General features: G+C 41.2%; 18 protein-coding genes and 3 tRNA genes. 14 read left to right on the top strand and 7 right to left on the bottom strand.

Annotated elements, in window-relative coordinates; all coding sequences use genetic code 11:
• Window positions 1-25: 25 nt before the first annotated feature.
• From WCW66_06160 to WCW66_06095, 14 genes are all read left to right on the top strand, one after another.
• Window positions 26-100: transfer RNA gene (locus tag WCW66_06160), tRNA-Thr, on the top strand.
• Window positions 101-280: 180 nt separating this feature from the next.
• Window positions 281-436, top strand: coding sequence for a 50S ribosomal protein L33 (rpmG, locus tag WCW66_06155; GenBank protein ID MFA6392294.1), 156 nt, complete (start codon window positions 281-283; stop codon window positions 434-436).
• A gap of 110 nt (window positions 437-546) precedes the next feature.
• Window positions 547-620 (top strand) — tRNA-Trp (locus tag WCW66_06150).
• Window positions 621-753: 133 nt separating this feature from the next.
• Window positions 754-1,836 carry a magnesium/cobalt transporter CorA gene (gene corA / locus WCW66_06145; GenBank protein MFA6392293.1) on the top strand — a complete coding sequence of 361 codons (1,083 nt, stop codon included), beginning with the start codon at window positions 754-756 and terminating at the stop codon, window positions 1,834-1,836.
• Between the two features lie 16 nt (window positions 1,837-1,852).
• A complete protein-coding gene (locus WCW66_06140) occupies window positions 1,853-2,671 on the top strand; it encodes an anti-sigma factor (protein MFA6392292.1) in 819 nt (272 codons plus the stop codon).
• Window positions 2,672-2,753: 82 nt separating this feature from the next.
• The gene (locus tag WCW66_06135) at window positions 2,754-3,836 is read left to right on the top strand and encodes a hypothetical protein (protein MFA6392291.1); all 1,083 of its coding nucleotides are present in this window, start codon (window positions 2,754-2,756) and stop codon (window positions 3,834-3,836) included.
• Between the two features lie 96 nt (window positions 3,837-3,932).
• The gene (locus WCW66_06130) at window positions 3,933-4,901 is read left to right on the top strand and encodes a serine hydrolase (GenBank protein ID MFA6392290.1); all 969 of its coding nucleotides are present in this window, start codon (window positions 3,933-3,935) and stop codon (window positions 4,899-4,901) included.
• A 57-nt stretch (window positions 4,902-4,958) separates the two neighbouring features.
• Entirely contained in the window at window positions 4,959-6,038 is a 1,080-nt protein-coding gene (gene amrS / locus WCW66_06125; protein ID MFA6392289.1) for an AmmeMemoRadiSam system radical SAM enzyme, read from the top strand.
• Window positions 6,039-6,042: 4 nt separating this feature from the next.
• A complete protein-coding gene (gene amrA / locus WCW66_06120; GenBank protein MFA6392288.1) occupies window positions 6,043-6,609 on the top strand; it encodes an AmmeMemoRadiSam system protein A in 567 nt (188 codons plus the stop codon).
• An 89-nt stretch (window positions 6,610-6,698) separates the two neighbouring features.
• Window positions 6,699-7,421: a polyprenyl diphosphate synthase gene (gene uppS, locus WCW66_06115; GenBank protein MFA6392287.1), complete on the top strand. Its 723-nt coding sequence runs from the start codon at window positions 6,699-6,701 to the stop codon at window positions 7,419-7,421.
• 25 nt (window positions 7,422-7,446) lie between these two features.
• Window positions 7,447-7,522 (top strand) — tRNA-Pro (locus WCW66_06110).
• Window positions 7,523-7,895: 373 nt separating this feature from the next.
• A complete protein-coding gene (locus tag WCW66_06105) occupies window positions 7,896-8,231 on the top strand; it encodes a hypothetical protein (protein ID MFA6392286.1) in 336 nt (111 codons plus the stop codon).
• A gap of 2 nt (window positions 8,232-8,233) precedes the next feature.
• Window positions 8,234-8,575 carry a hypothetical protein gene (locus WCW66_06100; GenBank protein ID MFA6392285.1) on the top strand — a complete coding sequence of 114 codons (342 nt, stop codon included), beginning with the start codon at window positions 8,234-8,236 and terminating at the stop codon, window positions 8,573-8,575.
• Window positions 8,562-8,846 (top strand): hypothetical protein, encoded by a 285-nt coding sequence (locus tag WCW66_06095; protein ID MFA6392284.1) that lies wholly within the window; start codon window positions 8,562-8,564, stop codon window positions 8,844-8,846. The genes WCW66_06100 and WCW66_06095 overlap by 14 nt, the downstream gene beginning before the upstream one ends.
• Window positions 8,847-8,872: 26 nt before the next feature.
• On the opposite strand, the gene WCW66_06090 is transcribed toward WCW66_06095, so the two are convergent.
• From WCW66_06090 to WCW66_06060, 7 genes are all read right to left on the bottom strand, one after another.
• Window positions 8,873-9,283, bottom strand: coding sequence for a divergent PAP2 family protein (locus tag WCW66_06090; GenBank protein ID MFA6392283.1), 411 nt, complete (start codon window positions 9,281-9,283; stop codon window positions 8,873-8,875).
• A gap of 45 nt (window positions 9,284-9,328) precedes the next feature.
• A complete protein-coding gene (locus tag WCW66_06085; GenBank protein MFA6392282.1) occupies window positions 9,329-10,252 on the bottom strand; it encodes a CAP domain-containing protein in 924 nt (307 codons plus the stop codon).
• A gap of 12 nt (window positions 10,253-10,264) precedes the next feature.
• Entirely contained in the window at window positions 10,265-11,848 is a 1,584-nt protein-coding gene (locus tag WCW66_06080) for a CAP domain-containing protein (GenBank protein MFA6392281.1), read from the bottom strand.
• A gap of 26 nt (window positions 11,849-11,874) precedes the next feature.
• Entirely contained in the window at window positions 11,875-12,246 is a 372-nt protein-coding gene (locus WCW66_06075) for a response regulator (protein MFA6392280.1), read from the bottom strand.
• Between the two features lie 244 nt (window positions 12,247-12,490).
• Window positions 12,491-13,330 (bottom strand): UbiA family prenyltransferase, encoded by an 840-nt coding sequence (locus tag WCW66_06070; GenBank protein ID MFA6392279.1) that lies wholly within the window; start codon window positions 13,328-13,330, stop codon window positions 12,491-12,493.
• 167 nt (window positions 13,331-13,497) lie between these two features.
• Window positions 13,498-14,148: a class E sortase gene (locus tag WCW66_06065; protein ID MFA6392278.1), complete on the bottom strand. Its 651-nt coding sequence runs from the start codon at window positions 14,146-14,148 to the stop codon at window positions 13,498-13,500.
• Window positions 14,067-18,863 carry an SdrD B-like domain-containing protein gene (locus tag WCW66_06060; protein ID MFA6392277.1) on the bottom strand — a complete coding sequence of 1,599 codons (4,797 nt, stop codon included), beginning with the start codon at window positions 18,861-18,863 and terminating at the stop codon, window positions 14,067-14,069. Before WCW66_06060 ends, WCW66_06065 begins: the two co-directional genes overlap by 82 nt.
• Window positions 18,864-18,893: the final 30 nt, after the last annotated feature.

Raw genomic sequence — 18,893 nt, 5'->3', positions numbered from 1 at the left:
GTTCGAATCCCTCCCGGCCCACCATGCCGAGATAGCTCAGTGGTAGAGCAGCTGTTTTGTAAACAGCAGGTCGGAGGTTCGAATCCTCTTCTCGGCTCCACGGGTCATCAAATGCTTCAGGTTACGTGTATGCAAAATTTGCATCCACTCCACCTTCTGCATTTGTGCCCCTTTCCCCAAAAACCGCTGTGCGATTTTTGGGGGCCCCAGTTTGGTGAGCTCCTGATTTACTCGGTAGATCATCATATACAAATTAATTAATCATATTTAGAAAACACAGATGTCACAAGATAATCTAATAAAAATGGAATGTACAGAATGCAAACGCATTAATTATCATTCCAAAAAGAACAAGAAAACTCTCAAAGAAAGACTTGAGATGAAAAAGCACTGTAAGTGGTGCAAAAAACACACTGTCCATAAAGAAACCAAATAGTATATTGGGGGTGTAGTTTCCGCCAAAGGCGGACCAGCCTTGGGCTGGCAATGGTAGAATCCGAATCACTTCATTTTCCAGTTACTTTGAGAAAATAGAATATGGCTAATGGGGGTGTAGTTCAATGGTAGAATGTAGGTCTCCAAAACCTGAGACGAGGGTTCGATACCTTCCACCCCCGCCAGGACATTATACATCAATGTACCGGCGCATAGAGGGTATAAAACGAGGCAAAACCTCGTTTTTTAGTATCTGATTAATGGTGTATAATAGTTATGTATATAAATGTATCAAAAATCAAATAATAAGCATTTGCAATGAAACTATCACAAATATCTCCTACGAAGTTTTTTCAGAGATCTATTAAAAAATCGGATCACAAGGAAGGTGTATTAATAACACATCCGCAGGAGGAAACAACTCAGACTAAAGTGGAGTTGATATCTTTTAACACGGAAAGCTATTTTCAGGAGTATGTTATAGATCTGGAAAAACTGGATACTTCCATCAAGAAGAAACACTGTAACTGGATAAACGTTACCGGATTGCGCGATGTCCGGAAGATTGAAAAAATTGGTCAGGAGTTTGAATTGAATCATCTGCTGATGCAGGATGTTTTGCATACCCGCCAGCGCCCTAAATATGAGCTGAATGATGGAACAATTTTTATTGTGGTAAAAATGTTTGTTCTTGATTCCAATAAAGAAATACATGCCGAGCAGGTAAGTTTCATATTTAAAGATGAACTAGTGGCGACATTTCAAGAAACGGAGGGCGATGTTTTTGGCTTTATCAGAAATAACATCAAGGATGGCGGTAAAAGAATCAGATCAATGGGCTGTGATTATCTGGTTTATGAATTGTTGGATGCGATTGTTGATAACTATTTTACTGTATTGGAAGAGCTGGGAGATAGAATAGAAGCCATTGAGGAGGAACTATTGATTAATCCAACTTCAGATACTCTGCACAAGCTGAACAAGATTAAGCAGGATTCAATGTTGCTTCGCAGATCCTTATGGCCACTCCGTGATGTGGTTAGCCGTTTTGAACGGGAAGAAATAACACTGGTGAAAAATAGTACCCGTCCGTATATCCGTGATATTTATGACCATTCCATCCAGGCGATCGAAGCTATCGAATCCTATCGCGATGTGTTGTCCGGCATGGTTGATATATATTTATCATCGATCAGCAATCGCATGAACGCAATTATGAAAGTTTTAACGATTATTTCCACCATATTTATTCCTTTAACTTTTTTAGTTGGCGTTTACGGTATGAATTTCCGCAATATGCCAGAGCTCTATTGGCACTATGGTTATCATGGTGTGTGGGTTGTGATCATTTCTACCGCCGTATTTATGGTAGCTTACTTTAAAAGAAAAAAGTGGTTTTAAAAATTAATAATTTTAAATGCCTGCAAATACAAAAATATTAATTACGGTTGTTGTCTTAATTATTATCAGCGGATATGCATGGATATTTCTTGCCAATGATAATACAGAAGAACCAATGGCAAATACGAATGTTAATAATTCTGTTATGGTAGATTTAGTTTTTGGGCAAGTTTCTACAAGTTGTGTGCAAGATGAAGATTGTCAGATCATTAATCGTGAAAAAGATTACACATCATGTTGTGCAACGCCTGAATGCCCAGTATATACAGAAGATAAATATGTCGCTGTTAATTTGGAATCATTTAACGATTTAGTAGCTGATGGTAAGGCGCAACAAATCTGTCCAGCTGTGCCATGTCCACAATATGCGCCGTGCTACATGATTGAAAAGAATAACATAACTGCAAAATGCGTTGATAATACTTGTAAAAAGATTGCAGATGATTCGGAAAGTAATAATAATTCTATTGTAAATACTAATACAACAGTGGAAATGCAATATCGGTTTACCGGTTTATTAACAGATGTCAGCGGGGGATCAGGTTTCGGCGAGGCAAAAGCAAATTTTGAAAATGCCAAATATGATCTGCTGGTAACCTTTGAGAATCTGCCGGATCCGGAAGGTACGAATTATTATGAGGGGTGGATTGTCAGAAGTTATCCTCAAAGCGTTGTCAGTACAGGAGTGGTTGTTAAAGATGGTGGAATTTATAAAAACACATATACCACAGACCAAGATCTGACGGATCATGATTTTTACGTTTTGACTCTGGAACCTGATGACAATGATCCGGCACCTGCAATACACATAATGGAAGGGTTGTTGAGCATTTAGATTCGGAGTGGTTTTGCATATATATATATATGATGTAATTTATCAGAAGATCACAGGATTAATTATTTAAAGGAAGTATCTTATGAAACACAAGTTACTTATCTCAATCGGGGTAGTTAGTTTTTTTGGTTTACTACTTTTCATTCCGCAAGGTAATGCGGCTGAACAGTTTGTAACTGATTTTTGGACACAAGAGATCGGCAATGAAAGAATTAAAATTTGCTGGACAGTTGCAGATACTGTTGAGAACAGCGAACCAGGCTATCCGCAAGTAGAATATTATCCATCGGATATAGACGGCGCAGATCATGTTTATTCTTCAGATGTAACAGTAGTCAGTGACACCTCACACTGCTTCATAACAACTTCTCTTGCCGACGGAACAAAATACGGATTCTGGGTAAAATATAAAGGGTCTAATTTGAGCAGTTACGCTGACTATATCGGAGGAGACACTGATTCAGTGACAAGTGCTTTATATAGTCAATATACTAGAAATTCAAATGCAAAATTTGCATCTGTTGATAAATCATACGTAATGCCGGGTGAAACTGTCAGACTTAACGGTACAAGACTTGGATCGGGACCATCGACTCTTACAGATAAAGTGGGGGTACTTTTTGGAGGTGATTATTCTGTATTCGGACCTGATTCTGGATATGAATTTAAAATCACAAAATGGACTGACAAGTATATTGAATTTACCGTTCCAGAATATAATAGTTCAATGAGCGTGCAAAGCGGAAGATTATATCTTGAAAACTTGATTATTGATGAAGATAATTATAATTCCGATATCTCCATAAAATTAATTACAAATGAAACTGAAGTTGATCGTGCAATAGCTTCGGGATATCAGGGGAGCGAATATCGTTATCTTTTAAACGCATCCCGCTATCGGTACAATATCAGAAGAACTACTTCAACATTTGCGCAAGAACAGGTGCAAATGGAGTGGGTTTCAGACTATCTGACCAGTATCGGCAAGGGGATTGACGCTACCTGGTCGCTTGTGTTGGCATACGGAAGAGTCTATGGTGATTACTCCGAAGAAGAGATAAAAAAAGAAATCAAATTCGGACCGGGTTGCATCCACGCGGTTATACCGCAGTCTGCTTGGAGTAAAACTGATAGCTACGGACAGTGTATGAGTCATACACTGTAATTTCAGTAATTCTCATAAAACCCCTCATTATTGAGGGGTTTTATGATTGGACGTTGTTTGGACAAAACAGTATAATATATAGAGGAAACAAGCATTATGCATGATAATAATAAGAAAGAATACAGAGAAATTACGGCAAATAAAGTTTTTATTGCCCTCTTTATTTTTTTATTAATAGGCGGAGTAATCGGCTTTGGAATCGGATATTTCTTTTTCAATAGTGCTGAGCGCTCAAGCGAAATCAGGCAGGGTGGATATCAATTCATCAGCCCGCTTTTAGAATGTGAATCTAACGACAGTCTTTCCAGTAGGGAAATTATTTCTTTGGAAAAAACTGTTTCTAATATAACGACAGCGAAGCTCAATGAAAATACAATTGATGATGTTTCAGTTTATTATCGTGATTTAAATAACGGCCCTTGGTACGGAGTTAATCAGGATGCTCTTTTTGCCCCTGCCAGCCTGCTGAAGGTACCGATGATGATCGCACTTTATAAAAGGGCGGAAACCGACCCCTCATTTCTTTCACTGGAATTAGTGCCGGAGGGATCAGAGAACGGCGAGACAGTCGATGTTTTGATTGAAAAGATGATTGTTAAATCGGAAAATTACGCCTTTGATTTGTTATCAAATGTTGTTGATTTCGATGAAATACGATTAATGCATGATGTTTTGGATATTCCTTTTACCGAGGAGGATTCTGATGATGATTATATTACCGTAAGGAAATATTCTTCTTTATTCAGAGTTTTATATAATGCCTCGTATCTGAACAGGGAATTCTCAGAAAAGGCACTAGCACTACTTGCGAGGGCGGAATATGATTCCGGCATTGCCAAAAATCTTCCCGGTGATCTGGTAATAGCCAATAAATTTGGTATCAGGTCGGATCAGAATAGCCAAAGACAGCAGTTACATGACTGTGGAGTGGTATATTATCCTGATCATCCGTATTTATTGTGTATCATGACGAAAGGCAATAATGTAAATCAGCTGGAAGAAGCAATTCAAGATATTTCAAAATCAGTTTATGATGAAATAAATACCCGTTATCGTAAATATTAATTTATCTGGCTAAACATTTTTCTAATAAACAATTTAGTATTATTCTAGGCAAATGATATGCACAGAAATAAAATAGTTTTAAGTAAAGCGAAACTATACGAAAAACTGGATCGAGGACAGGTAAAATGCACCGCTTGTGCCCATTATTGCCGGATTGTCGAAGGCAGGACGGGTGTCTGCGGTGTGCGAATGAATTACCAGGGCGATCTATATCTGATGGTATATGGCAAGGCGTCTGCTGTGCATGTTGACCCGATTGAAAAAAAACCGCTGTTTCATTTTTTGCCGGGAACAGAAATATTTTCCTTGGGAACTGTCGGATGCAACTTTGCCTGTGATTTTTGCCAGAACTGGGATCTTTCACAATCGGCAAAAGAAGTACAGAAAAAAATTAAGGATAAGGATGAGAGAATGTTACGGTTGGGAAAACTGGTGGACTATGGTCAGGATTTACCACCACATAAAATTGTAGAGTACTGTTTGAAGCATAAAATACCTTCAATTGCTTATACTTACAACGAACCGGTGATTTTCTTTGAATACTTGTATGACACATCTAAACTTGCCCATGCAGAGGGGATTAAGAATGTTTTTGTTTCTAACGGTTATGAATCAGAAGAAGCGATGGAAAAAATACGACCCTATCTGGACGCAATGAATATTGATTTAAAATCTTTTAATGATGATTTCTACCGGAAAACATGCAAAGCCCATTTGGATCCGGTATTGAGAACCATCAAGCGCGCGCATGATATGGGGATTTGGCTGGAAATAACTACGTTAATCATACCCGGAGAAAACGATTCAGACGAGGAATTAAATTCAATAGCAAAATTTATTGCTGATGTCAGCGATTCCATTCCTTGGCATGTGACAGCTTTTTCACCAAACTATAAAATGGAACAAACACCTCCTACTCCTCCTGAATCCCTGTTGCGTGCGTATCGGGCCGGCAAAAGCGCCGGGTTAAAATATGTTTACACAGGTAATGTAGCGGATGGTGAGCATCAAAGCACATACTGTCCGAAATGTAATCACGTAAATATAACCAGAGACTGGCATTCTGTAATAAACAATGAAATCATTCAAGGCAAGTGTTCTAAATGTGGTTATGTTATCGAAGGGGTTTGGCAATAAAAATATGGAAAAATATACCCAAGCAGAAAAAACGTTTCTGCTTAAACTTGCACGAAATACTATTGAATTCTATTTTGCAAACCATGCAAAAATGGAAATCGATGAATCTGAAGTGATTTCGGAAAACCTAAAAAGAAAGCGTGCGGCTTTTGTCACACTTACACAAAACGGTAGTTTACGCGGTTGTATCGGAAGTATCAACCCGGAAATGCCGTTGTATGAAGAGATAATTGACAAGGCATATGCTGCGGCATTCCGTGATTTACGATTTCCGGCGCTTGCGAAAGATGAACTGCCGAAAACGAAAATTGATATTTCAATTCTCGCAGTTCCCGAGCCGCTTTATTATCGTGATTATCAGGATTTATTGGCAAAGATAGATTCAGGGAAGGACGGAATTGTACTAAAAAAGAACAGTTTCAGTGCTACTTTTTTGCCCAGTGTTTGGAGAGAAATAAACGATAAGGAAGAGTTTCTTTCTAGTTTGTGCCATAAAGCCGGTCTCCCGCTGGACGCATGGAAACAAAATGCAGAAATTTTAATATACCGAACCATTGAATTTTCTGAATAATATGGCATTAATCAGCAATTGACGAATGTTGCTAAAAATATTAGAATATAAGAGAAAATTATATTACCAGTAAAGGGTTTTTGATTAATATGGCAAAAAAATCACAGAAAACCAATGTCGAGAAAGCTATAATTCCAAAGCATATTGGTATCATAATGGACGGGAACCGCACGTGGGCAAGGAAAAGAGGCTTACCTACATTCGCGGGTCATAAAAAAGGTTATGATATTGCGATGAAAGTGGGTGGGTGGTGCCTGGATCGTGGTGTAGCTATTCTTACTATCTACGCTTTCTCAACGGAGAATTGGGATCGTTCAAAAAAAGAAGTATCATATCTCATGAATCTTTTAAAGAAGGCGTTTACAGACGAGATCACAAATCTCCATGCCAAGGGAATCCAAGTTCGGGTGATTGGAATTGAAAAAGGTCTTTCTAAAGATATTAAAGACGCGATAAAGAAAGCGATGCGAATGACAAAGAATAATAAACGGGGTATTTTAAATATTGCACTGAACTATGGTGGCAGGTCGGAAATCACTGAAGCGGTAAAGAAGATTGTAAAACAAAAAGTTAAGCCGGCTCAAATAACAGAGGAGCTGATTAGTAAAAACATTTTCACGTCGGACCTACCTGATCCGGATCTGATAATTAGGACATCCGCACAACAGAGACTTTCCGGTTTCCTGACATGGCAGTCAGTGTATAGCGAATTATTGTTTATTGATAAGCCATGGCCGGCATTTACCGAAAAGGATGTTGATGATGCAATAGAGGAATATAGCCGGCGCAACAGAAGGTTTGGGGGGAATTGATAGAGGGCAAGTATAGGATTTCTAACGGGGTGTGGCGCAGTTGGTAGCGCGCATCGTTCGGGACGATGAGGTCGTGGGTTCAAGTCCCGCCACCCCGACCACGCGTGATTATTCGTTTCAGGTTCTATCCTGAATTATTATTCAGGATTTCACCTTTCACGAATATCCCGCTTTCCCCAAAAACCGCTTAGCGATTTTTGGGGGCCCCATAAAGCCGATTGAACATCGGTTTTTATGTTTTTAACATAGTTGTCTTTGGTTTCGGGTCTGTGTCCCTTTCCTCGCAAATCCGTGCTCCCCGATGCAGTTGCTACACAACTGCCCGGATGCGCTCCTGATTTGCTCGGTAATTATTTTTATCTCGAAAACTACTATGCGATTTTTGGGGGCCCCATAGAGCCGATTGAACATCGGTTTTTAATTTATTAAAATTCTGCTACAATATAGTTAAGGATAATATATAATAATAACGCAATGAATCAGGAAAAATGGGATAGTTTGATCATATATGCAAAGGAGGAATTTGATGTGGAAGAACACGAAACGGAAGAGATTATGGACGGTATGGGTTCTGTCGAGCGGATTATATTTAACGGACCTTTAGGAAAGATCAAGTTGGAAAGAGAAAAAAAGCCTTTAGTCACCGGAAGAAAAGTACTGGCTGCTAAAAGGATCGGTTCTAATGTTTCAGAAGAACTGGAGTTTTCCGATACTGAAACTGTTGATACAATTTTTGCGTATAAGTGGAACAAAAACATGGATGAATGGGAGGAAATGAACGCGGAACAATTTTCTAATATCAATAATTAACTATGAAAAACATGTTTGAATTAAAAGGGGAATCAAACCAGGTAAGATCTGGAGTATTAATGGGTTTGCTAGAATCGCTTTATGTGGTTGTTGTTGCATTGATTATGAATAATTTGAGTTCAATGATGATCAATGTTGAGGAAATTTTTGCTGCCGGCCTGATGTTAATGCTGTTAGTATTCAGCGCCTCAGTTTCCGGAGCACTTGTTTTCGGGCTGCCAATCCACCTATTTGTCCAACGGAGGGTAAGAGATGCAATCCGGGTGATGGTTACAACGTTTTTAACTTTACTTGGTGTGTTTTTTATAATTTTACTGCTTGCCGGGATCTATGTCAGCCAGTAAAAATATTGATCAAAAGCTGCCGATGCAATTTAATCAGATTATTGCCGATAAATTTGATCAAAAAGCACAAATTTTCTTTGCGGATGAAAAGAAAAAATTCAGAGGATTTGCATATTTCAAAGCAGCGAAAGCAATCAGGAGCCTGAACAGATCACTGATCGATATCTATGCCAGCGGGTGGTTAGTAGGTATTCAAAAAATAGACGGAATCGGGAACAGGATCGCTCACGAAATTGAAACAGAAATTAAGAAAAATAAAAAAGAGATATAATCTCTTTTTTAAGTATATTTGTATTGTTAGATGATCGAATTTAACAGGTAGGAAAATCCGATACCGACAATTACTCCGACTAATACTTCAAAAGGAGTATGGCCAACGCGTTCCTCCACAGCAGGAATGTTTTTGTTTGCAAGATTTAATTTATTTATTACCTCGCCCTGTTTTCCGATTATCCTACGGAGTCCCACGGAATCTCTTAAGACAATAACTGACATAACCACCGCAATCCCAAATTCAACCGTATCTACACCCTGAGCAATTCCAACCATAGTACAAAGTGATGCAACCAGCGCGCTGTGTCCGGAAGGCATCCCGCCGTATTTTAAAATGCTTTTCCAATTAAAACTACCCTTGAATATATCAGGGATTGTTTTTGAGCATTGCACCAGTACCGAGATTACCAGTGGAATAAAAATTATTTTTATCATCATCATTTTTATATTATAGCAAAACATCCGTTAAAACAACAAATTTTAGATAATCTGCAGTAGACGGGGGATATTCTCTAAAAAGTGGGTTCGCACCGCTATAGCTGATCCGATCAGTAATAACACTGCAATTGTTTGTATTATAGCCGGTTGATGCTGGATCCGTATCTTAACGAAAATATTGACCATTAATGCCGAAATCAAAAGCAGAAACAAAGCCCAGTAAATTTTATCTGAGTAAGAGCTGAGTGAACTTAAGAAGCCCTTGTTTTCAATCCCTTTAAGCTCTGCTGTAACCTCAGCTGATTTCAACTGAGGATTATTTCCATCCGCCAGAACTTCAGTGGACAGGGGATTCCCTGCAGTTTCGGAATATAGAACATCTGGCTCTCCTGCTATTGATGGGATGAAAGTAGTGCCAAAAAATTCAACCAGTACAGTTGTGCTTTTTCCGTTTAATTTACCATGCACCACCGCAATCCCGATTTCTTTGTAATTGGGGTTTTCAATATTTGCCCTGTGCGATTCGCTTGAAAGCCATGCTTCGTGCACGGTTTCTGCCCTGGTAAAATCCATCGCCAGGTTCTCGCCGGCATACGAATAAATATAATTATTATTTTTTAACCAATACCAAGGCATATTTCCGTCCGGATCTTCATGGTTAAAATAGTTTCTATCCAGCATATCCTGAGCTTTCTGGTAAGCGGCTCTAGTCAGCAAAGCATTTTCTTTTACTGGATTTACGCCGGCAGTGGTCCGGGACTGGTTAGTGAGTTCGACTAATTTTCTGGATGATATCTCTGCAAATACTTCCGGAGAATTGTAAGAAAATAAAAATACGGCGGTAACGAAAATTTTTGCCGTTAAGACAAAAATGCTGATTATCGAAAGCATGCGTGGCCGTAAAAGATGCGGCCGATGCTGATTATCTTTATGCGGGATAATGTAGAGGTGAAGTTTATTTACCATCAGCTCTTATGTTTACAGAATCACTGGACTCGTACCGAGATTTTGAATAAAGTGGAATCTCATGAACAGCATTAATGAGGCCAGAAGTATTACCAGAAGACTGGGAATGATGGTACCTGCGTGCTGAACCCTTATTTTTACAATTGTGTTGATTAAAAGCGAAATTGACACCAGAATCAGTATTATCCAGAATATGACGTTGGAATATTTATTGAGAAAGCTCAAGAAATCTTTTGTTGCTTCAGAATTATTGCTAGCAACCACAAAAGGAGTGACTTCAGTTTCCGCCGGCTTAATTGTCAGATTTGTGTTTGTTGAGGCTACAAAACCTGGTTGCTCAATTGTATTATTAACATTTTGATTTATCGGTTCCGCGGTATTGGTATTCAGGTTGACAGGTACTGCAATATTTACATTCAAGTTGACTGGCTCCGCAATATTTACATTCTCCATTACTGGCGCGGTATTTAAATTAACAGGTTCTGGCATCGTTACAGTAATGGGCAGTTTAAAATAACTTCCATTGATCCAAGTAATATTTTCCGCGACTAATTGAAATGATTCTTCATAAGTTCCGACTTTTTCCGGCGCCTTCAGAGAAAATGAAAATCTGGCAGTTCCATTCGGTGCCATATTACCGGATATTTTTGTCGGCCTGTATTTTGTGAGCCATGTTGAATCAGCAAATTGACTTTCTTTTCCGGCCGGATCAGTTACATTCATCGCGATAAAGTTATTACCGGAAGCGAGCCAGGTTGTATTGCCGGTATTTTTAACGTCCACCCAATAATTGATGGTTTCTGCCGGTTTAATATTTAAAGAATCTGCCATTTTTCCAACTATCTCGCTTTTGTATATTGGAGCGGGCAGGGGAGTAGGTTTGATATTTGTATTAGTTCTGGTTGTATTTACATTTGTTGTCGGTACGGGTGTTGGCACAGGAGTCGGAACCGGTTCTACTACGGCAACTTTTGGATCGCCAAACATTTCGACTAAAATAGTTGTATCTTTACCGTTAATACTTCCGGTTACTATTGAAACACCGATTTCTGAAAATTTATCATTTAAAATATTCCGGCGGTGGGTTGTTGATGCCATAAGCGCGTTATGGACAGCTTCCGCAGAATTAAAATCCATGGCCAGATTCTCGCCGGCCGTGGTGTACTGATATCCGGCACCGATTACCCAGTTCCAGAATCGCGCTCCGGAAGGGCTTTCATGACTGAAGTAATTATTTTTAACCATGTCCTGTGCTTTTTGATAAGCAGCAAGATTTAATTTTTCAGATACATTCAGATCAGCCAAGCCGTTTGCTTCGCGTGAACTGTTGGTAAGATTAATGATGTTTGAGGAGGAAGCGCTGGAAAAATAAGCCGGTGATGGATAGGAGGCATACATAAACGCGGTTACCGCCAGCTTGGTAATGATTAATACAATACTGTAAAATCTTAAAGCGCCCGGTCTAATAATATACGGTCTGTGGGCATTATCTTCATGAGGGATAAAATAAGTTCTTGCGGTACGCAAAGAAACAGCAGACTGGTAGGTTAACCGGTTCTTTGTTTTACTGACAAATTTATTAATCTGATTACTCATTTTATTCAACTTATCATTAAATTGATTTATTTGAGTTTACTTTTTACTTTTTTAATAACGTCCTTTATTTCCCAGTCTGATTTTACAAGATAATCATGTACATTCAAGTTTACAGCTTTTTGTGTATTATCCCAATCACTTAAGTTACTTAAAATTATTACATTTGCAGTTTTACCCCAGGCATTTTCCCTTAAATTTTCCAGCACTGTGATCCCATCCATTTTAGGGAGAATTATATCCAGCAGTATCATATCCGGTTTATGCTTGATTGCCAGCTTTAACCCGATTTCTCCGTCCTCCGCCTCAATTACTTCAAACCCTTCATTTTGCAGTTTTGTGGAAAGGGCATTTAGTAGTGGTCTCTCGTCTTCAACAACTAAAATTGTTTTTTTAGCCATATTATTACAGTTAGATATTAAGGTACTTTAATATTACGGTATTTTGATTCAACACGCAATATTAGCATATAATAAAACATTTGTCAACCCCGTTAGAGGAAACCCTCTAACGAGGTCAACCCCCGCGTTATGGTTCAATAGCTTGGAATCATCCATACACCAAAATATTGATAATAAAAGATTACTATAATTAAAATAAAAAACAGCCGTTTTCCAATGTGAGATCGGAAGGAGGGCTGTGTGACTAGGGAAAGATTAGCAGGAAGAATGTGGCAACCATACAGGCATTGCCCATAAGAATCCATTCGGATTCTTTTTTCTCTCTTCCGTTTGAGACAAAGAACAGCGCGTGGGTGGCGATCAGGGAATAAGCCACCGCCAGACAGTATGGAACGGCGACGTACCAGTGGTATCGAGGCAGAGTGGCGCCAAAACCGCCTGCTACAACCAGGCTTGGCAGCATACAGGCGCCGGCAATGCGCCTGGCCGGAATAACTCCCAGCCACAAGGGCAGGGTCCAGCGATAGCCGTGGTTTGCTTTCCGATCCTGGACATCCTTCACAATTTCCCTTGCCAGGAAAGAAAAGAATGCCATGCCGATGCCGTAGGGAATGCTGGAATGCTGATGGCTTCCAGCAAGCCAGCCTATGAGGATTGGCGATACGCAGACGAAGGCGATCAGGCTATTCTTCGAGAACCAGTGTCGGGACAGCAGGTTGGGATAGGCAAGGATAATTGTGGCGTCGGCGACTACGATCACCCGACAGGTTTCGTTCAGGTAGGTGAACGTGATTGCAATAGCGGTGAGGATGCTCGCTATGCCACCAAAGAACAAGCCGTCAAGCAAGGCCGGATCGCGCACGGCCAGCGACTCGCTTTTGCGCGTGTACATCTGGTTGGCCGCTCCGAAATGAAACAGGCTTGCTCCAAACACGCTGAATGCCATAATAGTCGGTGCGACCACTTTGGCTGTTGTGAACCAATGAGGTCCGTTGGAGAGCATGGCGGCTACCCAGGTCGTAAGGGCAGCCAGTAACATGTGTTGGGGGCGGGCGATCATCACGTAGCTGCGAAAAGAGCGCATCGGCTTCCTCCTTACGGTTTTAGTGGTCTCGTGAGCCGGTTTTACATGTTACTACGGAGGCATTACGGCGTCAATCAGCTTCTGTTTGATCCGTTTGGATTTTATATTCAAACCAAAACAGCCCCGCAAATGCGGGGCTGTTGTTATTTAGTTAATATTTACTGATATTAGATCAACTCACTGATTACAACCAGCCTTTTCTGCGATGTAAACAGGGGAGTACAAGTGAAAATTGTCAGAATCGGATCCGAACTTGGATTAATCACTTCAGTCTGATCCGGGGTTACTACCTTGATTTCGATTACCCGGTAGTAGTACTCTTTCCCCTCCCAAACAACAGCTATTTTGTCGCCTTGCTCAAGCTTGTCGAGCAAATAGAATGTAGTGTTGTTTGGCGGTCGAAAACGGAAACGATGACCGGTAATAACTGTGTTGCCTCCTTTGTCAGGAGTAGAGGTTTGTGGCATGCGCCACGCGCCTCTAAGCAATGCCTGGTCATTTTCACCTTCAACCACCTTGGCGTTTACTCCTATTTTAGGAATAATCAGACGATTACCGGTATAATCTTCACTGGTCTGTTTATCTTCAGATAGTGGTAATCCGGAGATTAATTCTTTGGAGTCATCAATTGCTTGGATATTCGTTTTCGGAGGGAACAGTGCGTACTGAATGGAGGGGATAAAGGGATAAGCTAATATAATTATCCCAAACCCAATCGCAATTAACGCACCAATTCTTACCGCTTTCTTGCGAGTGTCTGGCTTGTGCTGATTTGTTTTCCCATCGATCGATCGGAATTTTTTCTCTGTATTGTCCATAAGCCAATAATGAGTGTAGCTATTCCAATTAGGTAGTACAAGTAATCAAGCGCAGATGTTCCGGTGTCAGGCAATACATCGCCTAATACCACGATTTCCCTTACTTCTACATCTGCCATCGCGGATTTGTTTTCAGCATTATCTGCTCCAACTACTGCAATATTTTCATACATACCGGCAGTGACATTGCTCAGCACATTTACAGCATAGGTGATGGTTTTGGAGGCATCCGGCGCCATATTGCCCAGATCCCACATTTTCACCACATCTTCTGTTCCGTCATATACGAAGCCTTCCGGTAGCTGGTCTGTAAGTATAACATTGATTGCCTCACCGTCGCCAATGTTTTTAACAACGATGGTATATGAGATTGTATCACCCGGGTTAGTGAATTCAACGTTAACTGTTTTCGTAATGTCTAATTCAGGAGTAGCATCGCCTTTAACTTCCGGAATACGCACTTCTAACGTGGCATCGTCTGATACCTGGCTGTGGTTATCTGCCTTGGCTGAAGCGGTGTTTACGTAGTTTCCGGCTTTTGTATCCTTACCGACAACCGCGTCATAAGTCTGAGTTACTGATGCGCCCGGGTTAATATTTCCCAGTGCGAATGTTTTAGTAGTCCCGCCCTCAGGATAGGTTAATCCTTCAGGTAAGACGTCAGTGAGAATAACGTTGATCGCAGCGCCATCACCGACATTTGATACTACTACAGTATATTTCACAGTATCATTTGGATTGGCGAATTGCACATTTACGTCTTTGGTAATTTTCAGAATTGGCTTTTTTTCTACAACCGGAGGGATCACAGTTTTAGCGTCGTCACTTTTTGGATCGGTCTGATCGGAATAGATCGTGGCGACGTTGATGATATCAACATTAGCCGGAGTAACATCCTTGATTGTGGCCCGATAGGTTACGCTGCCGGTTCCGCCAATTGCAAGGTTTCCGATTGTCCAGGTCAGAGTATTGCCGTTATCGACTGCTCCGCCGGTATTGGCGATTGTTAGGTATTGTTCCGGGTAGTTGTCCACGATATAGACATTGGTCAGGTCTACTTCACCGGTGTTTGTGTAAGTTATTTTATAGTCTACAAATCCGCCCTTAACCAGGTTGTGATTTGTAATGTCTTTTACTATTGAGATGTTTGGTACTTTTTGTACAGGATGGTAGTTACCGAAATCATTGTCAATCGAAACCATTCCGGAAGTGATAACTATCGGTCCATACATTCCATTTCCGCCCGGCAGTGACTGTACCCAGCCTGTTTGTTGTACTTCGGAAACATAATATGAACCTGTTTCCAGAAGCGAGAATTCATAATAACCGCTTTGGTCTGTTGTTCTGGTCATGATGACAGGATTTACAGTCATTGTTTCCGGAGTTGCACCCAGTTTATTTTTGAAACAGTTCAGATCAAAACTATTTACAGCCGAGTCTCCATTTAAGTCGATCAGAGTGTCGCCCAGAAAATATTTTTCAGCAAACAGGCTTACGTCTGACAGGTTGATTACGGAGTCAGGCACCAAGTCATAGTCAGCAAATACTGTAGAACAGCTGGATCTGAGCTCAATGGTCCAGTCCTCAAGTCCCGGTTCGCCGATGTCCCACACACCATTGGTGTTGGCATCGTCGAATTTTGCGCCGGAGATTTCTCCATAAGCAGTATTGCCGAAATTATATGACATTTCTTCATTGTCGGCGTTAGGTCCCAGATAGATATAGTGGCATCCGGTATTTTCGGAAGGGTAAGTCTGATACCATCCGTCGCCTTGTTCTTCACATACCTGGTAGATACCCGGCAATACTCCGGTGAATTCGTAGTAACCAAGGTTTTTATCTGATGTTATTGTTGATTGTAGTGGGGTTCCTTCAACGGTGTTTAGGTTAATTGTCCAATCTGATTTGCCCGGTTCATTCTGATCCCATTCGCCGTTGCCATTCAAGTCGTTCCATTTGAACCCTTGGATGTCATAGCGATCCACTGTGTTGTGTAATTCACAAACCGCCTGTTGACCGGCGATAACTTCAACATTGTTGCAGGTTGAAGATACCTGGTGATAGCCCGGCAGGTTGCTTTCTGTTGCAGAATATGTTCCTTCAGGAAGCAGTTTGAATACAACATTATCTTGTCCGAAAGCAGGGGACTGTGTGCCATAACCGGCAACAGTGAAATCCCACATATCCGGAGTAGCATTGCCTTCATCTACATATTTAATTACTTTCAATGATCCGTAGCATTCGTTGTAGACGGTTGTCTCAACTTCATTGCTAGAGAAGTATCCGGTTTCATTGCTCCAGACCTTTGCTTTGTTAGGAATTACGGTTTCACCGCATTTCAAATCTTCGGCGGTAATGGTTGCCTGGAAACTGATTGCTCCAGATTCGCCTGGTACTATTACATGAGCATTAGCAATTGGGTTAACGCCGTCAAACTCTTCAAACAGAGTGATGCCGTCGCCATTGCCGTTGTATTCAGTTCCGTTCAGCGAATCATCAACATAAGTTAAGCGGTCGTCCAGATTGTCGTAGACTTTGACGCCAGTTCCGGTACAGTTACCGTCGCCGATGTTCTGATAATTGATGGTATAGGTCAATGTATCGCCCGGCAGTGCATTTTCTTTATCTACTGATTTGGTGAATTCTAGTTTGCAGAAAGTATCTTTGGTATTGTGGAATTCGCATACTGCCTGTCCGCCAGGTGTAACCTGCACATTATCGCAGGTTGAAGATACCTGATGATAACCCGGCAGGTCGCTTTCTGTCGCAGAATATGATCCTGCCAGAAGATTTGTGAAGATGACATAGTTTTGTCCTTCAACTGGAGACTGTGTGCCGTGACCGGCAACAGTGAAATCCCACTTATCAGGTGTCGCTTCACCGAAATCAACACTCTTGATTACTTTTAGTGATCCGTAGCATTCTTTGTAAACATTTGTGTTTACTATGTTGCTCGGGATGTTTCCGGTTTCAGTGCTCCAAATTTTGGATTCATTAGGAATCACATTTTCACCGCATTTCAGGTCTTCCGTAATTGTCGCCTGGAATGTGACATACCCGGACTCACCCGGGCTGACTACGTGTGCATTGGCCACCGGATCAGTGCCGTTGAAATTACCTTCAAAGGTAATGTCATGATCATCGTTATCCTGAGAATGAATGCCGTTGTAAGTAAGTTTGCTATCCAGATCGTCATATAATTTTACGCCAGTTCCTGTACAGTCAGCTGTTCCGACATTTTCGTAAGCTAATGTGTATTCCAGTGTATCGCCAGGTTCTGCTTCAGTCTTGTTAACAGATTTTTTAATTTCTAATTCACATACTCCCGGGCAATGCTGATCGATTACCAAGGATTGTGCGTGCCAAGCAATGCTTTCTCCGTAAGGTGATACATCACCTTGGTCTTCCGGAGATTCAATCTGGAAGCTGGCATATGTCGCGTTAGCCGGGATGGTTACTGTGGTTGAGAAAGTATCCCATTGCGGTCCGTCGGACTGTACCATGAAGTTTGTGGCAATTTCTGAAGCACCAGCCTGGTTCACCAGATTGGTCGGAGCACTACCTGTGCTTGATTTGAACCACAGATTGTCTCCGCGGGATGTTCCGGCTTCGCCGTCACCAACCAGTAGGGTAGTATTAGCAGTTCTGGCATAAGGTGCCGGGTCAAATGTATAAGTATAAACCTTTGTGTCCGGTCCCATTGGATCCGGGAAACCGTGGAAGGCGTAGTCTAAACCGCCTTTAATCGCGAATTGGGTCGGTTCAATGGTGGAATCTTTGTAGACAGCCAAAATGCCGGCACCGTCGTTGTACAGGTCGTGAACGTCAACTTCAGTCACGGTATAGTTATTATTACCAACAGAAACCAGACTGGTTACATCAGCATAGTAGCCAACCCAGCCCCACTCAGGATTTGAGCCTTGCTCAATGTTTGTGGCGTCTGCGGTAACAGTTGTGCCGTTTAGTTTAATTTCATTATCACCTGGGTTTACGCCTTCATAGCGCCCGCCCCAGAAGATATAAGCTTTATAAAGGTTTTCCGGTACATCCAGGTTGAAAGAACCGGATGAAACTTCTGCTAATCCAACCCCGTTAGCTACGGTATTGTAGCCCCATGCATCTTCATAGCAGATTCCTTCACCGGCAAGCAGATTCTGCAATCCGCTTTCGCTGGCAAAGTAATTACCAAAATATAGTGTAGTTGTATTATTCAACGTTACAACCGCATTTTGGGTCAATGGAGTGCTGTTGTGCCAGCCATCCTGCAGTGTTTCAGTGACTTGGTAAGTACCAAGCGGCATATCAAGCAGAGTCAGTATACCTTGGCTGTTGGTAGCACCTTGAGTACTGTATGCACCGTTTACAATAGTAAAATGCCAATTTGGCAGTAATGCTTCGTTTGTATCATGAACTCCGTCTCGGTCCTGATCCAGGAACTTTTTAATCTGGATTGTGCCGGTATCTTCGCATTTTTCGCCTTCCGCACAGTCGGTTTTATCAGTTGCTGTTTCAACTACCGGTTTTGCGACTACTTCTTCTGCCACGACATCAACTGCCGTTTCAGGTGTCTTTTCCGCTGCCAGAGCAGTATTTGGGGTTAAAAACACCCCTACTGAGGACATGTTAAATACTAGCGCAATAAGCGCTACAATGTGGAATGACTTGTAGGTTGTTTCCCACACCGCTTTTTTCTTAGGTAAGAGATTAATTTTCATTCTTTTTTCGTTTAGTTATTTGATTATTTT

This window comes from Patescibacteria group bacterium (assembly GCA_041664365.1).
Taxonomy (GTDB): domain Bacteria; phylum Patescibacteriota; class Patescibacteriia; order UM-FILTER-42-10; family UM-FILTER-42-10; genus JAHJEX01.
The sequence above is the reverse complement of the archived record's forward strand: the minus strand, read 5'-3'. Positions and strand labels throughout refer to the sequence as shown.

Coding starts and splice junctions, on each gene's coding strand:
- rpmG (MFA6392294.1), top strand. CDS start 281: ATGTCACAAGATAATCTAATAAAAATGGAATGTACAGAATGCAAACGC.
- corA (MFA6392293.1), top strand. CDS start 754: ATGAAACTATCACAAATATCTCCTACGAAGTTTTTTCAGAGATCTATT.
- WCW66_06140 (MFA6392292.1), top strand. CDS start 1,853: ATGCCTGCAAATACAAAAATATTAATTACGGTTGTTGTCTTAATTATT.
- WCW66_06135 (MFA6392291.1), top strand. CDS start 2,754: ATGAAACACAAGTTACTTATCTCAATCGGGGTAGTTAGTTTTTTTGGT.
- WCW66_06130 (MFA6392290.1), top strand. CDS start 3,933: ATGCATGATAATAATAAGAAAGAATACAGAGAAATTACGGCAAATAAA.
- amrS (MFA6392289.1), top strand. CDS start 4,959: ATGCACAGAAATAAAATAGTTTTAAGTAAAGCGAAACTATACGAAAAA.
- amrA (MFA6392288.1), top strand. CDS start 6,043: ATGGAAAAATATACCCAAGCAGAAAAAACGTTTCTGCTTAAACTTGCA.
- uppS (MFA6392287.1), top strand. CDS start 6,699: ATGGCAAAAAAATCACAGAAAACCAATGTCGAGAAAGCTATAATTCCA.
- WCW66_06105 (MFA6392286.1), top strand. CDS start 7,896: ATGAATCAGGAAAAATGGGATAGTTTGATCATATATGCAAAGGAGGAA.
- WCW66_06100 (MFA6392285.1), top strand. CDS start 8,234: ATGAAAAACATGTTTGAATTAAAAGGGGAATCAAACCAGGTAAGATCT.
- WCW66_06095 (MFA6392284.1), top strand. CDS start 8,562: ATGTCAGCCAGTAAAAATATTGATCAAAAGCTGCCGATGCAATTTAAT.
- WCW66_06090 (MFA6392283.1), bottom strand. CDS start 9,283: ATGATAAAAATAATTTTTATTCCACTGGTAATCTCGGTACTGGTGCAA.
- WCW66_06085 (MFA6392282.1), bottom strand. CDS start 10,252: ATGGTAAATAAACTTCACCTCTACATTATCCCGCATAAAGATAATCAG.
- WCW66_06080 (MFA6392281.1), bottom strand. CDS start 11,848: ATGAGTAATCAGATTAATAAATTTGTCAGTAAAACAAAGAACCGGTTA.
- WCW66_06075 (MFA6392280.1), bottom strand. CDS start 12,246: ATGGCTAAAAAAACAATTTTAGTTGTTGAAGACGAGAGACCACTACTA.
- WCW66_06070 (MFA6392279.1), bottom strand. CDS start 13,330: ATGCGCTCTTTTCGCAGCTACGTGATGATCGCCCGCCCCCAACACATG.
- WCW66_06065 (MFA6392278.1), bottom strand. CDS start 14,148: ATGGACAATACAGAGAAAAAATTCCGATCGATCGATGGGAAAACAAAT.
- WCW66_06060 (MFA6392277.1), bottom strand. CDS start 18,863: ATGAAAATTAATCTCTTACCTAAGAAAAAAGCGGTGTGGGAAACAACC.